The organism is Dietzia kunjamensis (assembly GCF_045689975.1).
GTDB classification, from domain to species: domain Bacteria; phylum Actinomycetota; class Actinomycetes; order Mycobacteriales; family Mycobacteriaceae; genus Dietzia; species Dietzia kunjamensis.
Map to the genome: position 1 here is coordinate 2995907 of NZ_CP143297.1, position 19200 is coordinate 3015106.

General features: G+C 71.0%; 20 protein-coding genes. 8 read left to right on the top strand and 12 right to left on the bottom strand.

Features of this window, described 5'->3' with window-relative positions:
• Positions 1-4 precede the first annotated feature (4 nt).
• Positions 5-607, top strand: a complete 603-nt coding sequence (locus tag VZF99_RS14010) for a TetR/AcrR family transcriptional regulator (RefSeq protein WP_120286491.1) — start codon at positions 5-7, stop codon at positions 605-607.
• Positions 608-641: 34 nt separating this feature from the next.
• Here the strand turns inward: VZF99_RS14010 and VZF99_RS14015 are convergent, their stop codons facing one another.
• Positions 642-1190 (bottom strand): DUF2020 domain-containing protein, encoded by a 549-nt coding sequence (locus VZF99_RS14015; protein WP_407335112.1) that lies wholly within the window; start codon positions 1188-1190, stop codon positions 642-644.
• A 91-nt stretch (positions 1191-1281) separates the two neighbouring features.
• Between VZF99_RS14015 and VZF99_RS14020 the strand changes: the two genes are divergently transcribed.
• The gene (locus VZF99_RS14020; RefSeq protein ID WP_407335113.1) at positions 1282-1941 is read left to right on the top strand and encodes a TetR family transcriptional regulator; all 660 of its coding nucleotides are present in this window, start codon (positions 1282-1284) and stop codon (positions 1939-1941) included.
• Here VZF99_RS14020 and VZF99_RS14025 read toward each other — a convergent pair.
• Positions 1938-2465 (bottom strand): DUF1990 family protein, encoded by a 528-nt coding sequence (locus VZF99_RS14025; RefSeq protein ID WP_407335114.1) that lies wholly within the window; start codon positions 2463-2465, stop codon positions 1938-1940. The two genes, VZF99_RS14020 and VZF99_RS14025, sit on opposite strands and share 4 nt — an antisense overlap.
• 99 nt (positions 2466-2564) lie before the next feature.
• On the opposite strand from VZF99_RS14025, the gene VZF99_RS14030 reads away from it, so the two are divergent.
• From VZF99_RS14030 to VZF99_RS14040, 3 genes are all read left to right on the top strand, one after another.
• Positions 2565-3491, top strand: a complete 927-nt coding sequence (locus tag VZF99_RS14030; RefSeq protein WP_407335115.1) for a hypothetical protein — start codon at positions 2565-2567, stop codon at positions 3489-3491.
• Between the two features lie 553 nt (positions 3492-4044).
• Complete coding sequence (locus VZF99_RS14035) at positions 4045-4962, top strand: Ig-like domain-containing protein (RefSeq protein ID WP_407335116.1); 918 nt, start codon at positions 4045-4047, stop codon at positions 4960-4962.
• A 117-nt stretch (positions 4963-5079) separates the two neighbouring features.
• Positions 5080-6021 (top strand): Ig-like domain-containing protein, encoded by a 942-nt coding sequence (locus VZF99_RS14040; RefSeq protein WP_096906663.1) that lies wholly within the window; start codon positions 5080-5082, stop codon positions 6019-6021.
• A gap of 22 nt (positions 6022-6043) precedes the next feature.
• Here VZF99_RS14040 and VZF99_RS14045 read toward each other — a convergent pair whose 3' ends face one another.
• The 7 genes from VZF99_RS14045 to VZF99_RS14075 all read right to left on the bottom strand — a co-directional run bounded on the left by VZF99_RS14045 (position 6044) and on the right by VZF99_RS14075 (position 14512).
• Complete coding sequence (locus VZF99_RS14045) at positions 6044-7024, bottom strand: esterase/lipase family protein (RefSeq protein ID WP_407335117.1); 981 nt, start codon at positions 7022-7024, stop codon at positions 6044-6046.
• Positions 7021-7992: an esterase/lipase family protein gene (locus VZF99_RS14050; RefSeq protein ID WP_407335118.1), complete on the bottom strand. Its 972-nt coding sequence runs from the start codon at positions 7990-7992 to the stop codon at positions 7021-7023. Before VZF99_RS14050 ends, VZF99_RS14045 begins: the two co-directional genes overlap by 4 nt.
• On the bottom strand, positions 7989-9065 hold the full coding sequence (locus VZF99_RS14055) for a diacylglycerol kinase (RefSeq protein WP_407335119.1): 1077 nt from the start codon (positions 9063-9065) through the stop codon (positions 7989-7991). The genes VZF99_RS14050 and VZF99_RS14055 overlap by 4 nt, the downstream gene beginning before the upstream one ends.
• Before the next feature lie 63 nt (positions 9066-9128).
• Positions 9129-10898 carry a cytochrome c oxidase subunit I gene (gene ctaD / locus VZF99_RS14060; RefSeq protein WP_407335120.1) on the bottom strand — a complete coding sequence of 590 codons (1770 nt, stop codon included), beginning with the start codon at positions 10896-10898 and terminating at the stop codon, positions 9129-9131.
• A 166-nt stretch (positions 10899-11064) separates the two neighbouring features.
• Positions 11065-13083 carry a M13 family metallopeptidase gene (locus tag VZF99_RS14065; RefSeq protein WP_407335121.1) on the bottom strand — a complete coding sequence of 673 codons (2019 nt, stop codon included), beginning with the start codon at positions 13081-13083 and terminating at the stop codon, positions 11065-11067.
• A 142-nt stretch (positions 13084-13225) separates the two neighbouring features.
• Positions 13226-13816 (bottom strand): hypothetical protein, encoded by a 591-nt coding sequence (locus VZF99_RS14070; protein ID WP_407335122.1) that lies wholly within the window; start codon positions 13814-13816, stop codon positions 13226-13228.
• Positions 13817-13999: 183 nt separating this feature from the next.
• Positions 14000-14512 carry a DUF4395 domain-containing protein gene (locus VZF99_RS14075; protein ID WP_407335123.1) on the bottom strand — a complete coding sequence of 171 codons (513 nt, stop codon included), beginning with the start codon at positions 14510-14512 and terminating at the stop codon, positions 14000-14002.
• A 101-nt stretch (positions 14513-14613) separates the two neighbouring features.
• On the opposite strand from VZF99_RS14075, the gene VZF99_RS14080 reads away from it, so the two are divergent.
• On the top strand, positions 14614-15042 hold the full coding sequence (locus VZF99_RS14080; protein WP_407335124.1) for a hypothetical protein: 429 nt from the start codon (positions 14614-14616) through the stop codon (positions 15040-15042).
• Positions 15043-15068: 26 nt separating this feature from the next.
• Positions 15069-15758 carry a pentapeptide repeat-containing protein gene (locus tag VZF99_RS14085; protein WP_407335125.1) on the top strand — a complete coding sequence of 230 codons (690 nt, stop codon included), beginning with the start codon at positions 15069-15071 and terminating at the stop codon, positions 15756-15758.
• A gap of 78 nt (positions 15759-15836) precedes the next feature.
• On the opposite strand, the gene VZF99_RS14090 is transcribed toward VZF99_RS14085, so the two are convergent.
• Positions 15837-16109 carry a hypothetical protein gene (locus tag VZF99_RS14090; RefSeq protein WP_067715983.1) on the bottom strand — a complete coding sequence of 91 codons (273 nt, stop codon included), beginning with the start codon at positions 16107-16109 and terminating at the stop codon, positions 15837-15839.
• Between the two features lie 244 nt (positions 16110-16353).
• Between VZF99_RS14090 and VZF99_RS14095 the strand changes: the two genes are divergently transcribed.
• Positions 16354-17409 carry a glycoside hydrolase family 25 protein gene (locus tag VZF99_RS14095; RefSeq protein ID WP_407335126.1) on the top strand — a complete coding sequence of 352 codons (1056 nt, stop codon included), beginning with the start codon at positions 16354-16356 and terminating at the stop codon, positions 17407-17409.
• Positions 17410-17436: 27 nt separating this feature from the next.
• On the opposite strand, the gene VZF99_RS14100 is transcribed toward VZF99_RS14095, so the two are convergent.
• Both VZF99_RS14100 and VZF99_RS14105 read right to left on the bottom strand, forming a co-directional pair.
• Complete coding sequence (locus VZF99_RS14100; RefSeq protein ID WP_227022187.1) at positions 17437-17817, bottom strand: DUF3054 domain-containing protein; 381 nt, start codon at positions 17815-17817, stop codon at positions 17437-17439.
• Positions 17814-19145: a YbhN family protein gene (locus tag VZF99_RS14105; RefSeq protein WP_407335127.1), complete on the bottom strand. Its 1332-nt coding sequence runs from the start codon at positions 19143-19145 to the stop codon at positions 17814-17816. The genes VZF99_RS14100 and VZF99_RS14105 overlap by 4 nt, the downstream gene beginning before the upstream one ends.
• Between the last annotated feature and the right edge of the window lie 55 nt (positions 19146-19200).

Sequence of the window (19200 nt, forward strand, 5' to 3'; positions counted from 1 at the left end):
CCCCGTGACGAGCACACGGTCGACCAAGCCCGGGCCGCGGGAGCGGCTCCTGGCGACGGCGACCCGTCTGTTCTCCACCGACGGGATCCGTGCGGTCGGGATCGACCGGATCCTGCGGGAGGCCGGGGTGGCCAAAGCAAGCCTCTACAACACCTACGGGTCCAAGGACGAGCTCGTCGTGGCCTACCTTCGGTCGGTCGCCGAACGGGACCGTGACCTGTGGCGGCGTCGCGCCGACCTCGCCCCGGATGTCCGGGGCCGCATCCTGGCGCTGTTCGACATCGTCCGCGAACAGGTCGAGCCCGCCATGCCCGGGTCCTGCCACCTCGCGGCGGCGATCGAGTTCCCCAGCCCGGCGACGGACGGCGAGCGCGCCATCCGCGCCGCCGTGGCCGATCAGCGGCAGTGGGTCGCCGAGACCCTGCGCTCCGAGCTCGCCGGCATGGGCCTCGAGGATCCGGACAACATCACCGACCTGGCAGACCGGTTGGCGCTCCTCCACGACGGCTCGGTGACCGCCGCGATGCTCGGTGAGGTCCGGACCACCGCGATGACCGCCCGCAGCATGGCCGAGCTCATCCTGGGGATGGTCACCGACCCGACGTGATCCCCACTGCACTTGATCCCCACTGAGCGATGGGTCAGCCGGCCACCCGCGGTGCGGTGAGCTCGGCGATCCGCTGGGCCGTCGTCGGGTCATCCTGCGTGGACTGCACGGCCAGCACCCGGGCGTCGCGGGACAGGACCACCAGCGCACCGCCCAGGCCCACCGTACGGCCGCCGCTCCAGCCTCCCTCCGCCCGTGAGGGTTCGGCCTCGTCGGAGGGCGCCGACTCCTCCACCAGCTCAGCCGCCCGCTCCGGGGACGCGACCGAATACACGGTGGTCGTGAGCTGCACCTCGCCGTCTGAGTCGTAGAAGAAGCAGGCCGCGGGCTCCACGCCGTCGTCGATCCGCACGTCGGTGACCGGCTGGCCGCTGTGCCGTGTGACCTCGTCGGTGGACAGGTACGGGCACTCGGCATCGGCGACAGGTTCGACGGGCGGCAGTTCCGGCTCGGTCGTCTCGGGCGGGGCGGTCCGGATGGTGCCCATCTCAGGGGCCGGCCCGGAGCCGCCGCCGCACCCGGCGAGAGCACCGAGCAGGACCGCCGACACCGCGACGAGGGCTGGGGAGACGGGTTTGTGCATACCGCCAGGATAGATGCCGCGTCGGTCAGTACTGTTGACCGTGGCGGTGCGGCTGACCGCCCGACACGGCGACGGCACCGGGAGGTGGGAGATGAGCGACTCCACCGGCATCGCGCCGGGCGCCGATCGCGCGGAGGACCGCCGCCGCGACCTGCGCGGTGCGATCTCCGCCGCCGCGGTCGATCTGGTCATCGAGCGGGGACTCGACGCGGTGACGGTCGACGAGATCGCCCGAGCCGCCAACGTGTCGCGGCGGACGTTCTTCAACTACTTCCCGTCCAAGGCCGCCGCGTGCATCCCCGACACTCCCCCCGCCGGTCGCGACGCGGTGAGGGAGTTCCTCACCGACCGAAGCGTGTCCACCATGACCGCCCTCTCACGGCTCATGTGGCACCAGGTGTCCAACGCACGGCGACAGAGCCGGGCCTTTGACCGATTCCACGACATGTGGCGCAGGGAGGCGAGCGTCCGGACCCAGGTCTACGAGATCCTGGCGTGCAACGAGAAGGAGCTGGCGGCCCTGGTGGCGCGCCGGGAGGGGCGGGAACCGGACTCGGTGGAGGCCGCGACGGTGGCGGCCGCGTCGATCGCGATCCTCCGCATCGCCGTGGAACGGTGGCGCACCGACGAGCCCGGATCCCTGCTCGAATACCGCATCCGGGAATCGTTCGATGCCATCCGGGGCTCGGTGACCGAGCCGACCGACGTCACCAGAGGCCCGGCTGCCCCCGACGGCGCCGTGCCCGGTTAGAAAGCGCTGCCGAGCGTCCGGACCAGGCGGTCACCCATGCGTTGGTAGGCGCGCGCCTCGCGGCCCGCGGCACCGGGCAGCACCGAGCAGGTGCGCGGCCGCCACACCGTCCGGACGGTGACGGTGACCTCGTCCGTCCCGGGGCGCAGGTCGAGGTGGCAGCGGTGCTCGGCCACCGCGGTGTTGCCCTCGAGGGTGCCGACGACGACGCCCTGCCGGAGCGACTCGTCGATCAGGTCGACCAGTCGGCAGGGTCCACGCATCGGCCCGTCGAGCACGACGAGGTCCGATGCCAGGGGCGGCTCCGCCGGGGCCGTCCTGATCCCCGCACGGGCGTGGGCTGCCAGACTCAGCAGATCGTCGGCGGCCCCGTCGAACAGAGCGACGCCCTCGCCGAGCACGGCGCGGGCGATGACCTCCCTCCACCCCCCGGGAGGTCTCCCGTGTTCGTGCAGATCCGAACGCCGGTAGCCGAGTGCGGGCCCCGGCAGCGGCTGCGCGTCCCGCCCGCGTCTCGCTTCCACACCCGGCAGTGTCGCAGAGCGAGATGAGCGGGCCGCGCACGCGCGGTGAACGCCGGACGTCGGGGTCATGGCCGTGGGGCCGACCCGTAGGATCGGGCCATGCGATCGCAGCGACCCCGTCCGGCGAGCGGACGCCGTCTCGCCGGAGGGTTCGCCGCCCTGGCGGCCACGGTGGCTGTCGCCGGATGCACTGCCACCGGCCCCGGTTCGGGTGACGCGGGCCCGCCGAGACTCACCCCGAATCCCCGGCACGACGTCGCCGCCGAGATGGTCGAGGGTCGGCCCGCGCCCGAGGAACGACTCAACGCCTGCGATCTCCTCGACCTGACCACCGAGGAGATCATCGACCTCACCGGTGCCGACATGCCGGAGGTCGCTCCGACCGGTTCCGGCGACTTGGGGCTGCTGTGCACCTACGGCGGCCCGGGGTCACCCGAGAGGTACGAAGCCGGACTGGCGGGCACCAGTACGACCGACGCCGAGGCGACGGACACCGACGCCGCCGAGGTCCCGGATACGGGATCGGCGGACACGGAAGTTACTGAGGGCACGGAAGGTACGGAGGGCACGGGTGCGGAGACCACGGCCGACGAGTCGGCGACGACCTCGGCGACCACGGCGACGACCACCCCGCCGGCCTTCGATCCGGACGTCGTCCCCGACACCGTTGCCGCCGGGGTCGTCACGCCCCGCGACGGTGCCCGGGCCGCGCTCGCGGGTCAGGCCACACTGCTGGGCGCCAGGTACGCCTGCTCGGAGATCCGCGGACCGGGTGCCGCGGAGGCCGGCCTGACGGCCCCGGGCGAGCCCGGGGCACCCGCCGCGGTCGGCCCACGGCCCGCCACGTTGTACATCGACTGCGTGGCGGCGCCCACCGGCGGCGGCGTCGAGGTCCACACGATCCTCGTCTCCGCCGACGAGCTGTGGCACATCACCATGCTCAGACCCGAGACGCCGAGGTCACCACAGGCCGAGTCGTCGGCGCTGGCCGGACTGCACCGCGTGGCACAGGAGATCATCGGCTAGAGGTGGGCCGAAATGACGGGAACGGCGCCGGAGCCCCTCAGCATCCGACGCCGTCCCACCATCTGGCAGATCGCGTACGATCCGGCCTCCACGCTGCCTTTCGGCTGCGGGTCGGCACCCCCCCAGGTGCCCCGGTCGGCAAGACCGGCCCCTCGTTACGTGAAGTCGCAGCCCCTCAGCAACCACTTCACTTCGCCACCCACCCCTCGGCGGTGACTGAGATGACCCTATGTTGCAGCTGCCGTTCGATCAAGCCCATGATCAGGCGTTTCTCCGCTGACTTTCGCTCAACGACGGAAGCCGCATGGATCTACCAGCGGTTCTCCCCGCGGCGATACCAACGAACATTGGAAAGGTGCCCGGCCGGGTCGGTGCGCGTCCCCCGCGGAGCGGGCACCCACCGTGATCCCCGCCCGCGCTCGGAGATGTACAGGCCGGGCACCTGCTATGTACTGTTACTGATGTTACTTATGTGGCGCGTGGGGTTGGTCGTCCGTCCTCGCGCGGCCCCCGCTGTCGCCGCCCGTCGCGGTACCCGCTTTCGAGGAGAACGATGTCGCGCCGCACCCGGTCCTTCGCAACGCTTCTGGCCACGGCCGGCCTCGTCGTCGTCGGCCTCTCCCCCGCCGCCTCCGCGCAGTCACTCCTCGGCCCCACCGGATCCACCGGCTCGGTCGGTGCGCTCGGACTCGAGTCCGCACCACTGCCCGCGGTCGGCGGATCGACCGGCGTGCTCACCATGCCCGTCCCCGCCGTGGGACGGACCACGGCGGAAACCGGGGTGGCCTCCGTCTATCCCACCTCGGGCGAGACGGTGGGCGTCGCGCAACCGGTGATGATCCGGTTCGACCAGCCCGTCGCCGACCGTGCCCGCGCCGAGGCGTCGGTGGGAGTCCGCACGGCGCCCGCCGTGGACGGCAAGTTCTACTGGGTCGGCGACTCGGAACTGCGCTGGCGACCACACGAGTTCTGGCCCGCGGGCACCTCCGTCACCGTGTGGGCCGGAGGGCGTGAGACCGTCTTCCGCACCGGCGACGCGGTGATCTCGACCTATGACGACGCCACCCACACCGTCACCGTCACCCGCAACGGCCAGGTGGTGCGCACCATGAAGGCCTCCGCCGGCCGCGACGCCTACGCCACCCACTACGGCGTCTACTACAACGGCTGGCGCGCCCGCGAGGTGCGCATGGACTCGGAGACCTGGGGACTGTCCCGAACCGCCGGCGGGTACGACACGACCGTCGAGAACGGCGTGCGACTGAGCTACGACGGCATCTTCATCCACTCGGCGCCGTGGTCGGTCGCCGACCAGGGCGTCCGCAACGTCTCGCACGGCTGCATCAACGTCAGCCCCGAGGACGCGGCCTGGTACTTCGACAACACCCGCAACGGCGACCCGTTCATCGTCACCGGCGGCCCCGGCCGACCGTTCGGCGCGTTCGACGGTCAGGGCGACTGGAACTACTGACCGCGGGCGGCCGCGGGCCGCCGCTCCGAAACACTTCGGTTGTGACGCACGATATATCCGGGTAGAAGTCTGTCGTAACGCTTAGAGAATCCCTCGCCGTCCTCAGGAGCCCCTCACATGACCCGTTCCTCCCGCCCCTCGGTGGCCGCCGCGGTCCTCGCCGCGATCGCGCTCCTCATGGGGGTGTCGGTCGGCGCGGGCACCGCCCCGACCGCCGAGGCCCAGTCCGTCATGCCGCTGAGCCCTCCCGGGGTGCCGCAGCTCGAGAACGCGCCCCTGTACACGCCGGCCATCCCGGGCGTCGCCGCGATGCCCGTACTGACCTACCCGGTCATCGGGCCCGCGCGGCCGACGCCCGAGTACGGCAACGTCGACATCTTCCCCACCCCGAACGAGATCGTGGGCGTGGCACAGCCGGTCATGTTCTTCTTCGACCGCCCCATCCGCGACCGGGCGCGGGCCGAGGCCACGATCGGCATCCGCACCGAGCCGGCGGTCCCGGGCAAGTTCTACTGGGTGAACGACCGCGAGGTGCGCTGGCGGCCCCACGAGTTCTGGCCGGTCAACACCTCCGTGACCGTGTGGGCCGGTGGCAAGCGTCAGCAGTCGTTCCGGACCGGCGACGCCGTGATCGCCGTGTTCGACGACCGCACCAAGCTCGTCACGGTCACCCGCAACGGCCAGCACATCCGCACCATGCGAGCCTCCGCCGGACGGCCCGGCTGGGAGACCTACAACGGCACCTACTACACCGGCCAGCGCGGCCGTGAGGTCCGCATGAACTCGGAGACGTTCGGTCTGCGCATCGAGGACGGCGGGTACAACTCGATCATCAACGACGCCGTCCGGCTCTCCTACGACGGCATCTACATCCACTCCGCACCCTGGTCGGTCGCCGACCAGGGTGTCCGGAACGTCTCCCACGGCTGCATCAACGTCAGCCCCGCCGACGCCCGCTGGTACTACGACACCAGCCGCAACGGCGACCCGTTCATCGTCAAGAACGGGCCCGGCCGCCCGTTCGGCGCGTTCGACGGCCAGGGCGACTGGAACTACTGACGCCCGCTCGCCGGCGGCGCGGTCACCGGGGCGGAACGGGCGCGAGCACGCCCAGCAGCTGATCCGCGGGAACGCAGCGCGGCGGCGGGGCGGCCGGCTCGACACCACCCGGGCCCCGCGGCCCGCCGAGGGCGTCGATCACCAGGTCCACCGCTCGAGGCGACGCCAGCACGGTCAGGTGCCCCGAGCGGTCGACCTCGCAGCCGTCCTGCAGCCGCACCACGTCCAGGTCCACGAAGTCCGGCACCTCCGGCGCCACCACCGGCCCGGTGAGCTCGTCGTAGTCCGAGGACACCGCCACGTAGCGCACGCCGCGCGCGAACGGGACGCCGTCCTCGCCCAGCCACGCGAGCGTCGCCTCGGCGTCCTGCCGCGCGGTGTCGGGTGACAGCACGCCGAGCAGATCGGTGACGAACTCGGGCGGCCCGTCGCCCGACCGGGCGGGATCGGCGCCCAGCGTGACGACGGTGCGCACGGCGTCGGCCCGGGCGGTCGCGGTGACGTAGGAGGCGATGATCGCGCCCTGCGAGTGCCCCACCAGGTCCACCTCGGCGGCCCCGGTGAGCGCACGCACCCGGTCGATCTCTGCGGCGAGCTGCGGCGCGGAGGCGCCGGTGAGCGAGTCGACGCCGCCCACAGACCCGGGGGCGCCGCCGGGTCCGGGTGGCGCGCCCACGGTGGGGGCCCACACGCAGTAGCCCTCGGCGGCCAGTGCGGCGCCGAGGGTGGCCCACGAGTTCCCGCCGTTGAGCCCGGTGCCGTGCACGAGGATCACCGGCGCGGGGCGCTGCGCCGTCGGCCGGCAGTCGTCCCGGTTGATCCCGGGCGGATCGGCCAGGCCGTGGGTGAGTTGGTACGCCGCGCCGTCCCACCACCGCCACGGGACCTGGTCCGTGGTGGGTGCGGGAGCGGCCGCCGCCGTGGGCGCGGCAGCCGCGGGGACGGGGGCGACGACGACGAGGGCTGCCGCCGCGAGCAGTCCCGCGATCCCGGTCCGGTTCACGATCCCGGCGGCGGGGGGATCGGTCCCAGGTACGGGGCTACGGCCTCACACCGCGGTTCACGAGTATCGGCGGGGTCGAGGGCGCCCAGCACGAAGTCCGCGGTCCGGGGATCCGAGGCGATGGCCAGGTGCTCGGCCCTGTTCTGCTCGCACCCGTCCTGGATGGTGATGTTGGTGGCCTGCGGGCCCTCGACCACACCGGAGGTGTACGGCTGGACCAGCTGGTCGTACCGGGTCACGAGGTTGAGGTAGGTCACGCCCGGCGCATAGGGGGTGCCACCCGACCACAGGAGTTCGAGCGTCTCCGACCCGGCGGCCATCTGGCCGAGGGACGGAGCGATCTCGACCGCACGTCCGCGGTCCCCGCTGGCCAGGGCGGTGCCGATCGCCCCGGACCCGGTCCCGCGGGAGCCGTGCCACAGCGGGGCTATCGCGGCGACGGTGTTCACCTTGCCGGGTCGGCCGACCTTGGCGACCAGGCCGGAGACGAGCGTCCCCTGCGAGTGCCCGATGAGGTCCACCTGCTCGGCCCCGGTCGAGGCGAGGACGCGGTCGACGAACTCGCCGACCTGCGGCACCGATACCTCCGTGATGTCCGACAAGCCGCCCAGGAGACTGACCGGCCACGGCTGACCGGGCAACGCCCCGTAGGTGAGCGTGTAGACGCAGTAGCCCTCGTTGTGCAGCAGCGGCCCGTAGGTGGCCCAGTTGGTGACCGCGCCACCGGAGGTGCCGTGGACCAACACGACCGGGCGCGGCTTGTCGGCGGTGGGGCGGCACGACCAGTCGTTGGCCCCGGGCAGCTCCGCCCCCGGGGCCGTGAGCGCCTGGGCGGCCCCGGCGAAGAAGGAGTACGGCACCGGCAGCGGTGCCCGTGTCGACGGGTCGGTGGCGTTCGCGGCGCCCGCGCCCGTCACCGCGAGAAGGGCGGCGGCGGTGACGGCCAAGGCGGCCCGCAGGGTTCTCATGTGCTCATTAAGCCACGCCCGGTGATCATCGGGAGGTCCTTCGCGTACACGAGTCCCGGCGCCGCCGCCACGACCGCCTCCACCGAGTTGACCAGTCGCATCGCGGTGACGAGCATGCCGGAGACGTTGTGGTCGCCGTGCTCGGCGTGGTGGCCGAACTCCACCCGCATCGCGGGCTCGCCGGCGATCTCGATGCGGTAGCAGCCGTCGCCGTGGTCGGGTCGCGGCCAGTCGGGGGCCTGGTCGTGGGCGGTGCGGGTGACGTGCTCCAGGACGATGCGGTCCTCGCCGTCGACCTGCCCCACCACCTCGAACCGCAGCGCCGCCTGCGTCCCCGCCGGGACCTCGCACGCCAGCAGGGTCAGGTCGCGGTCCGCAGGCAGTCGCTCATGGCGCTCCACCAGCGGTTCGTCCAGGGTGACGTCGAGGGCGGCCGCGAGCTGGCGGACCACCGATCCCCAGCCCGCCGCCAGCATCCCCGGACGCAGCAGTGGCGGCAGCGTGTCCATGGATCCGCCGAAGCCGAACAGTCGCCGCATGGTCTCGCCCTGGTGGTACACGGAGTAGTCGGCGATCTCGCCCACGCGGATGTGGTCGATCCGCCGGGACAGGCTCGTCATGGCCAACGGCAGGACGTCGTTGGCGAAGCCGGGGTCGATGCCGTTGACGTGCAGCGTGGCGCCGCCTTCACGTCCGGCTGCCACCAGCTCAGAGATCATCTCCTCGGGCAGGATGCCGTGCGGGTACTGGAGCAGGACGGGGCCGGAGGCCACCACGTTGACGCCCGCGCGAAGGAAGCGATCGAAGTCGGAGATCGCCTCCATGAACCGCGTCTCGGTCTCGGCGGTGTAGACCACGACGTCCGGGTCCAGCGCGAGCAGCGCGGCGGTGTCATCGGTGGCGTCAACACCTACGTCGCGGTTCATCCCGGCGAGTCGCCCGGCGTCGACGCCGACCTTGGCCGGGTCGGAGACATACACGCCCACCGGTTCCAGCTCGGGCCGGGCGGCGATCGCCTCGACCGCCATCCGGCCCAGATACCCCGTCGACCATTCCACCACCCGGATCGTCATGGGCACCGACACTATCCATCGCCCCGACCCGGCGGTGCCCGCTTCCGCGCATCCGCCCCTTGTTCAGCCCCTGTGGGGCGAGGGCCCGCGCTCCCCGACGTCCTTCGACGAGCCCGGGTCCTGGGCCCGGGGACGGCCCCCGACGTGGGCCTCCGCCCGCATCCGCTCGCTCATGTGCGGGTAGTGCAGTTCGAACGCCGGGCGCTCGGAGCGGATCCGGGGCAACACCGCGAAGTTGTGCCGCGGCGGTGGACACGAGGTCGCCCACTCGAGGGAGTTGCCGAAGCCCCACGGGTCATCGACCGTGACGATCGGGCCGTAGCGCCAGCTCTTCATGATGTTCCAGATGAACGGCAGCATCGCGATGCCGAGGATGAACGAGCCGACCGTGGAGATCTGGTTGAGGACCGTGAAATTGTCCGAGTCCAGGTAGTCGGCGTACCGGCGGGGCATGCCCTGGTTGCCCAGCCAGTGCTGGACGAGGAAGGTCGTGTGGAAGCCGATGAACGTCAGCCAGAAGTGCCACTTGCCCAGTGTCTCGTCCAGCATGCGGCCGGTGACCTTGGGGAACCAGAAGTAGATCCCGGCGAAGGTGGCAAAGACGACGGTGCCGAACAGAACGTAGTGGAAGTGTGCCACCACGAAGTACGAGTCGTGCACGTGGAAGTCGATCGGCGGGGCCGCGAGCATGATCCCCGTCAGCCCGCCGAACAGGAACGACACGAGGAATCCAAGGGCGAACAGCATCGGGGTCTCGAAGGTCATCTTGCCGCGCCACAACGTGCCGATCCAGTTGAAGAATTTCACCCCGGTGGGCACGGCGATGAGGAACGTCATGAAGGAGAAGAACGGCAGCAGCACCGCGCCGGTCGCGAACATGTGGTGCGCCCACACGGCCATCGACAGCGCGGCGATCGCCAGGGTCGCGAACACCAGGCCGGCGTAACCGAACAGCGGTTTCCGGGAGAAGACCGGCAGGATCTCGGTGATGATCCCGAAGAACGGCAGCGCGAGGACGTACACCTCGGGGTGACCGAAGAACCAGAACAGGTGCTGCCACAGGATGGCGCCACCGTTCCCCGGGTCGTAGATCCGCCCGCCGAAGGTGCGGTCGTAGAACACCCCCATGGCCGCAGCGGTGAGCAGCGGGAAGATCAGCAGGATCAGAACCGACGTGACCAGGATGTTCCACGTGAAGATCGGCATCCGGAACATGGTCATGCCCGGTGCGCGCAGGCAGATGATGGTGGTGACGAAGTTGACCGCACCGAGGATTGTGCCGATGCCGCCGATGCCGACACCGAGGATCCACAGGTCCGCGCCGACGCCCGGGGAGTGAATCTTGTCGGACAGCGGGGCGTACATGGTCCAGCCGAAGGACGCGGCACCGCCGGGGGTCAGGAAGCCCGTCAGCACGATGACGCCGCCGGCGGCGAAGAGCCAATAGCCGAACGCGTTGAGTCGCGGGAACGCCACGTCGGGAGAGCCGATCTGCAGCGGCATGATGTAGTTGCCGATACCGATGACGATCGGGGTGCCGTAGAACAGCAGCATCACCGTGCCGTGCATGGTGAACAACTGGTTGTACTGCTCGTTCGACAGGAACTGCATGCCGGGCAGGAACAGTTCGGCCCGGATGAGCAGCGCCATCAGACCGCCGATGCCGAAGAAGACCAGGCACGTGGAGATGTACAGGATGCCGATCAGCTTGTGATCGGTGGTCGTCAGCATCTTCCACACGAACGCGCCCGACCGACCTCCACCTGTGGGGACGCCCGGCGGGTGGTCGAGCTGGTGCGCCGGGCGCGTGGGCGGTACGAGAGTTTCCGACATGATTCCCCGTCCTCAACGGTCGAGGCGGGACCATGTCGTCGCCGCTCCCCGACCTTCCGACCGGCACGTGCATGTGACGATCCTCACCGTACGCGGGCGGGTGACATAGCGGAAGGGTGCCCACCGCCGGGACGGGCCCGGCGGTGGGCCACGCACGCCTGTCAGGTCACCAGATGCTGACGCGCTCCTCGGGGGCGAGCCACAGACCGTCGTCCTCGGTCACGTCGAAGGCGGCGTGGAAGTCGTCGAGGTTGCGGACCACCTGGTTGCAGCGGAACTCCGGCGGGGAGTGCGGGTCCACGGCGAGCCGGCGGGCGGCCTCCTCGGCGCGGGTCTTGGTCCGCCACACGATCGCCCACGAGATGATGAGCCGCTGGATGCCGGTCATCCCGTCGATCTCCGGGCCCACCTCGGTGCCCTCGGCGGGTTCGCCGTCGGTGCCTTCTGCCAGCCGGTAGGCCAGCAGCGCGATGGTGAGACCGCCAAGGTCGCCGATGTTCTCCCCTACCGTGAAAGCCCCGTTGACGTGGTCCTTCGTGGCGTCCAGGCCGTCGGGGGTGAGGCCGTCGTACTGGGCGATCAGCGCCTCCACGCGGGTTCCGAACGCCTCGCGATCGTCGTCGGTCCACCAGTCGACCAGGTTGCCGTCGCCGTCGTACTTCGCTCCCTGGTCGTCGAACCCGTGACCGATCTCGTGCCCGATCACGGCACCGATCGCCCCGTAGTTGGCGGCGTCGTCGGCGTCGGCGTCGAAGAACGGCGGCTGCAGGATGGCGGCCGGGAAGACGATCTCGTTCATCACCGGGTTGTAGTAGGCGTTGACCGTCTGCGGCGTCATGTGCCACTCACCGCGGTCGACCGGGCCGCCGAGCTTGCCCAGCTCGTAGTGGTGCTCGAACTCGGCGGAGCGGCGCACGTTGCCGAGCAGGTCGTCGGCGCGGACCTCGAGCGCCGAGTAGTCGCGCCACTTCTCGGGGTAGCCGATCTTGGGCACGAACGCCTCGAGCTTGGCCAGCGCCCGCTCGCGGGTGGCCGGGGTCATCCACGGCAGACGGCTGATGGAGTAGCGGTAGGCCTCGGTGAGGTTCTCCACCAGCTCGACCATGCGCGCCTTGTGGCCGGGCGGGAAGTGCCGGGCCACGTACTCCTTGCCGACCTCCTCGCCGAGGGCGGCCTCGACCGCACCGACACCACGCTTCCAGCGGGCCTTGTTCTCCTCGGTGCCGGACATCACGGTGCCGTAGAAGCGGAAGTTCTCGTCCACCAGGTCCGAGGTCAGGAACGGCGCGCGCGCGGAGACCGTCCGCCAGCGCAGCCACTGCTTCCAGGTCTCCAGCGGCTCGGAGGCCCACAGGTCGGCCACGGCGGTGAGGAAGTCGGGCTGCATCGCGACGAGCCGGCCGAACGTCTCCTCGGTGCCGCCGAGCTCGCGGGCCCACTCATGCCAGGGGAAGCCGGGGGCCTGCTGCGGCAACTCGTCCCAGGTGACGGGGTTGTAGGTCTTGTCCGCGTCGCGACGGGCCACCACGTCCCAGTGGGCGGCGGCGATGCGGGTCTCCAGCGCGACGATCCGCTCGGCGGTCCGGCGGGCCCCGGTCTCCCCGTCCACGTCGTCGACCAGCCCGGCGAGGTCGAGCATCCGGGCGATGTGGTCGGTGTACTGCTCGCGCATCTCGGCGTACTGGTCCTCGCGGTAGAAGGACTCGTCCGGCAGCCCGATGCCGTACTGCACCAGGTAGAGGATGTACTCGCTCGAGTTCTTGGCGTCGTTGTTGACGTAGGCACCGATCAGCCCGCCGACGCCCACCTTCTCCAGCCGTGCCATCGCCAGCGCGAGCGAGTCGGCGTCGGTCGCACCGTCGATCTCGGCCAGATCGGGCGCGAGCGCGGCCACGCCGGCGGCCTCAACGGCGTCGGTGTCCATGAAGGAGGCGTAGAAGGCGCCGATCTGCGAGTCGACCGGGGCGTCGGTGATGATGTCGCGCACCCGCTCCTCGGACAGGTCGCGCAGGGCGAGGAACGCCCCGTCGATCGGCCGGTCGGCGGGGATCACGTGCTCACGGATCCAGGTGCCGTTGACGTGCTGGTAGAGGTCGTCCTGGGGCCGGACGTCCGGATCGACGTACTGCAGGTCGAGGCCCGAGGGACGGGGCGCGTCGGTGGTGGGGATCTCGGTCGCTGTCATGTGACCAGGTTACGTAAGTGGTCGCGGGGTGGGCGGTCGGCACGACGTCGGAGGTCGCCACCTCCGTGACGACGACGAGGCGGGCCGACGGGATGCGCCGAACCGGTGAGGCGGGCCGGTGGGCGCGGCTGCCGGGCGCGGGTCAGGGCAGGCCGTGGCGGGCATTGTGGTCCTTGGCGCCCTGGTAGGCGTCGACCATCCCCCAGATCCAGAACCCGAACATGATGGGCAGACCGATGAGGATGACCGAGAGCAGAGCACCCACGAGGTACCCGGCGAGGATGCCCACACCCCTGCCGGCCCGGCCGACCAGCATCGTCCCCAGGCCGGGCACGAGGAGGGACGCCACCAGCATCAACGCGGGGTCCTTGCGGGCCGCCGGCGGGAACTGACCGTAGGACTGCATCCCGTACTGCTGACCATAGGACTCCATCCCGTACGGCTGCTGCGCCCCGTAGGCGTACTCGGCGCCGTAGAAGGGCTGCGCGCCGTACTGACCCGGGTCGAACTGCCCGCCGGGCTGCGGGCTCCCGTACTGCGGGGTGCCGTACTGCGGGGTTCCGTACTGCGGGGTGCCGTACTGCGGGGTGCCGTACTGCTGACCGCCGTAGCCGCCGGCCCCGTACTGCTGCCCGCCGAGCCCCGAGCCGTAACCGGGCCACTGCTCGTTCTCCCGGCCACCGACCGGGTCGTCGGGCCGGTCCGAGGCGTTGCCGTCAGCAGGAGTATTCATGGACCCACAGTAACGCTGTCCCACGACAACCCCCTGCGACGTCAACCGGGCACTCCGCGAGCACGCACGGCCCCGATACGCTGCGCCGCGGACCTGCGCGGTCGGAGTGCACATTCATCGAGGGGTTGGGCTGCGGGAATGGACCATTCCGGGCGCGCAAGCAGGGTTCTTTCGGGCCGCCCTTTAGTTGCGGGCCGTCATCCCGGGCCGCGCCCAGATGTCCGCGCAGTCCACGCACGCGTCCTCCGAGACGATGCCGACCCGCTGGAGCTGCCCGTACATCCAGCAGCCCAGGCAGAAGCCGAGCGCGGCCTCGGCGAGCGCGGCGACGACCAGCACACCGAGCACGACGCTGCCCGCCACCGCGAACCCGGCGAGGAACAGTCCGAACGCGATCGAGGACATCACCAGGCCGATCGTCTGGGCGAATCGCTTGGGCGCGCCGGCGACCATCTTGGGCTCGTGGCTGACCCGCGGCGCGAGCACATGGACCGACAGGCGACCGAACGGCGAGTACCGCGGGCCGCCGGCAACGCGGAGCGCGAAACCCACCACCAGCGCTCCCGCCAGCCATGTCCGGGCGGGCTCGGGAGCGAGGAGGGTGACCACCGCGAGCGTCACCACGAGGGCGGCGGTGCACCGCGCGGCGTAGTCGTTGACGATCTCGGGGAAGACGAACGCTTCTCGCAGACTCACAGTTCTCGCTCCTCACACACTTCGATAGACCGATCGGTCTATCTCGCGGACCAGAGTACGCCCGCGCCCCGCGGAATCCCAGATGCCGCTAGTGTCGGCCCATGATCCCCGGTAGAGCACCGGCCGGCACCGTCGTCGCGGCGGCCGCGTCACTCGCATTGGCGCTGTCCGGGTGCGGCCAGGTCAGCGTCGGAGACCAGACCCCCGGGACCGCGGACCCCGCCGTCCCGGCCACCTCATCCCCGGGAGCCGCGGCCCCCACCGCGACGACGCCGCCCCCGACGCCCGGGCCGGAGGCCACCCCGGGCTGCGGGACACTGACCGAACCCGTCCATCGCCTCGTCCACGGCGCCGGCACCGATCGCGAGGCCGTCTCCGCCGAGGTCCGCCGCCTTTCCGACGGGGTCACCGACAACGCACTGTCCGCGGTGGCGAGTCGACTGTCGGGCATCGCAGTGCAGCCGACCGTCTCCCCGGCAGCGCTCGAGGCCCAGTGGGACCAGTTCCGGCGACTCTGCGACCTCCCCTGAACGCGCCCCCCTCTACGCTGACGGACGTGCCCCCACCGCTGCGTCGCCGCTCGAACTCACCCCGTCCACCCGCCGCCCCCGTCATCCCGAGACGGGAGCAGCTCGAGCCGCCCCGCACCGAACTCGAGACGGACGGCCTGTGGGACGGGGTCCTGGCCGCCGCCGATCACGCGCCCGACCCGGAGGAGGGCGCGGCGCAGATCGGCGGGATGGAGGTCCGGGAGTCCGCGCTCGAGAACCTCCGGTTGAGCGGCGCCCGCGCGGACGGCCTGAGGCTGACCGATGTCGTGATCAGCGGCTGCGACCTGTCGGGACTGGTGGCCGACGGCGCCTCGCTCACCCGCGTGAGGTTCGTGGGTTGCCGACTGACCGGGATCGTGTTGTCCGACGCACGACTGACCGACGTGTCGTTCGAGGACTGCCACGCGGACATGATCAACCTACGGATGGCCCGGCTGCAGCGGGTGCGGCTGGTCTCGACGCGGTGCCGGCAGGCCGACCTGCTCGAGGCGCGGATCGCCGACCTGACCACCGAGGGCACCGACCTGCGTGGTGCTGGGTTCGACCGGGCCACCCTCTCGGCCGTGGACCTGCGCGGCGCGGACCTGGAGGATGTCCGCGGGGCGTCGGCACTGCGGGGCGCCCTCATCTCGCCCGAACAGGTTCTGGGCGTGGGCCTGGCGCTGATCGGCGAGGCGGGGATCCGGGTCGACTGACCGGCCACCCGCATCCGGCCGCACACATCCGACCGCCCCGACCTCAGGGCGCAGCGCGTCGAGTCGCTCGAGGAGAGCTCAAATCAGGTGCGAGGCGGACTCGCGCCACTGGTTCACCGCGCGGTTGATGATCGCCTGGAGCTGCAGGATCTGGTCACGATCGGTGAGCGTGATGCCCTCCGCCCCGGTCTGCAGCCGCAACTCCGGAACCCCCCGCCCCGCCCCGTGCTCGTCCAGCATCACGGTCTCGGCGACCGACACCTCCAGAAAGGGGTCGTCGCCCGGGCCATCGACCTCGGTCACGAGGTCTTGGCGGTAACGCGGGGTGGTCAGGTCGATCGCATTGTTCATTGAGGGGCACTCCCGACTGGTCGGTGGGATTGCCTTAATCGTAGGTGAGGAAACCATGTCATCGAACGCGTGGGGCAGCGTGTTACAGGTTGTGATCAACCCGTGATCTTGGTCACTCTCCGGTCACTCTCCGGCCACCCTCCGGCGCCTCACCGCGACTGCTGCCCGGGCCGGAACTGGACAGATGTGAGAAATGTTGCGTGAGTTGCTTGTGTGACTGAAGGGGTTGCAACATACTCAGCCCATGACATCTGCCGGACCGTCGGCCCGACGCGCCCCCCTTCCCCGCCTTCTCGTCGCCGTGGCCTCTGCAGCAGCCCTTTCTCTCGGCCTCCTCGTCGTCGTCGTCTCCCCGCGCGCCGACGCCGGCGTCCCCCTGGCGCCCGCCTACCACGGCCTCGCGCAGGGGGTCGACGCCGCGAGCTGGCAGCACCCGCACGGTGCCGGCGTCGACTGGCACGCGGCCGCCGCGTCCGGGCAGTCCTTCGCGTTCATCAAGGCCACCGAGGGCACCGGACCCGCCAACCGCTACTACGAGTCCGACGTCGCCGATGCGCGCGCCGCCGGCATGCTCGTCGGCAGCTATCACATGGCGCGCCCCGCCATGGACCCCGCGCAGCAGGCCCACGCGTTCGCCGACCGACTGCAGTCCGTCGGCGGCCCGCAGCTCCCGCCGGTGCTCGATCTGGAGAAGGACGAGGGCCTCGACCCCGCCGAGCTGGCCGACTGGACGCAGGTCTTCCTCGACACTCTCGCCCACCGGACCGGTCGCGCGCCGATCCTCTACACCTACCGCTACTTCTGGATCGATCGGATGGCCAACACCCACCGCTTCGCCGAGTTCCCGCTGTGGCTCGCCGAGTACGGGGTGTCCGAGCCCACCCTGCCCGTGATCGGCGGCTGGAACGAGTGGCTGTTCTGGCAGCGCTCCGAGACCGGTGAGGTGCCGGGCTTCACCGACGCCGTGGATCTCAACGTCTTCGCCGGAACCCGCGACGACCTCCACGCCTGGCTCGGCCACGTCGAGCCCGCACCCGCACCCGCACCCGCGCCAGCCCCCGCACCCGAATCCACACAGGAGCCCGCACCGGCGCCGCCTCCCCCGCCCGCCCCAGAGCTCGTGTCGGACCGCGAGATCGTCGAGGCGCCCGCCGGGGTCCCGCCGGAGGCACCCGTCCCGGTCGAGCCGTTCACGATCCCCGTACCGCGCGACCTGCCGGCCCCGGGCGGGGTGCGCCTGCCGGAGACCATCGAGATCCCCCGCGAGGTCGTGGCCCAGCTGCCGCCCGGAATGCGCTGACCCGGAATGCGCTGACCGCAGGGGACGTCAGCGCGGTGCGGGTTCGCGTCGCCGCACCACGGCGGCGCGGATCGCACGCCATCCGATGAGGAGGACGGCGGTGACGACGCCCGCCACCACCATGAAGCTCCAGTGCGGCACACGCCCGTCACCGAGACCGCGGATCACCATGCCCACCACCAGCGTGGCCAGCCACAGCAGTACGCCCGACCCGACGGCGGCGGGCGGGCGGCGGGTCGTCAGCAGGATCAGCCACCCCACTGCCAGCCCGATGAGGAACGGCCACGCCGTACCCCAGACCTGGGCCACGCCGAGCCCCTCGGAGTGCGCGCCCCGGCCGAACGTGGAGAACACCACCACCAACACCGCATCGAGTACGATCATCACCGGCACGGCCACACGACTCACCGTCTCTTCCCCTCCCGTCGCTCGCTCGCGCTGACCGAGCAGGACGCATCGCCGGCCTCGTCGTCCACGACCCCGTCCTCACGGACGCGCAGTAGCGGGATGGGACCCGAGTCGTGGTGCACGTGGGGCCGCCACGGTGTGCCCTTGAGCGGCCACATCGCCGAAATCCCGGCCGGCGGAGCCGCCGCGACGGTCTGCCGCGACGCGGCGGTATACGCCGCCGCGGGGGACGGAGAGGGGGACGACGACGAGGTGTTCTCCCCCGGGTCGTCGGCGTCGTCCGGGTCGGCGTCGGGGTCGAGGTCCACGGCACCCCGGTAGAAGAGGAAGAAGACCACCCATCCGGCCAGGGCGACCAGCACGAAGCTGACGATGCGGTAGACGAACACCGTCGCGAACGCCTGATGCGCACCGAGCCCGCCCGCGGTCAGGGTCGTGATGAGCGCGAACTCCACGGTCCCCAGCCCGCCGGGCGTGATGGGCGCGCTGGCCACGATCTTGCCGGTCACGTACGCGATGCACAGCCCGCCGATGCTGTGCTGGGCACCGACGGCGTTGGCCGCCGCCCACAGGCAGCCGATGTCGGCGACCCAGTTGAGCAGGGAGAACGCGAAGGCCTTGGACAACTGCGTCTTGGTCAGTTCGACGGCCTCGGCCTGCTCGACGACCTTGCGCACCGCGGCGGCACCGTGGTCGGCGGGCTTGCGACGCCGCGCGTTGATCCACTCGAGGAGGGCCAGGAGCGACCCCTCGATCCTGTCGGGGTTCCGGGCGGCCCACTGGACCACCACCACGATCCCCACCAGGCCCATGGCAGAAAGCGCCAGCAGGAACGGGTTGGACACCGTCCCCACCAGGAAGAAGCCAAGCAGCGCCAGCAGGACGATGCCGACGGTCGACAGCACGCCGGAGATGACGAGCTGCCACGAGGCGACGACGCGGGTGGCTCCCCACTGCCGGGTCTTGCGGTAGGTCAGGGTGGTGCCGAAGACCTGCCCGCCGGGGATGCTCGTGGAGAACGCGTTGGCGGAGAACACCAGGCCGACGCTGCCCCAGTAGCCCACCCTGACACCGGCGGACTGCAGGAGCAGTTTCTGCACCGAGCCGTAGCTCGACATCGACAGGTAGGAGAACACCAGCGCGGCCGCGACCCAACCCCAGTGCGGGCGGGTGACGGCCTCGAATCCCTCGGCGAAGAACGGCATCTGGCCACGGAGCCAGTAGAGGATGAAGGCCAGGACAGTCAGGGTCGCGATGGCCTTGAACCACGGATTGCCCAGGACCACCCGGATGCGACGCCGCGCCTCGGCGCCCCGCGTGCCCATCATCGATCCACCATAACCAAAGGATCCGACCCGGCCCAGGACCCACACCGCAGGGCCC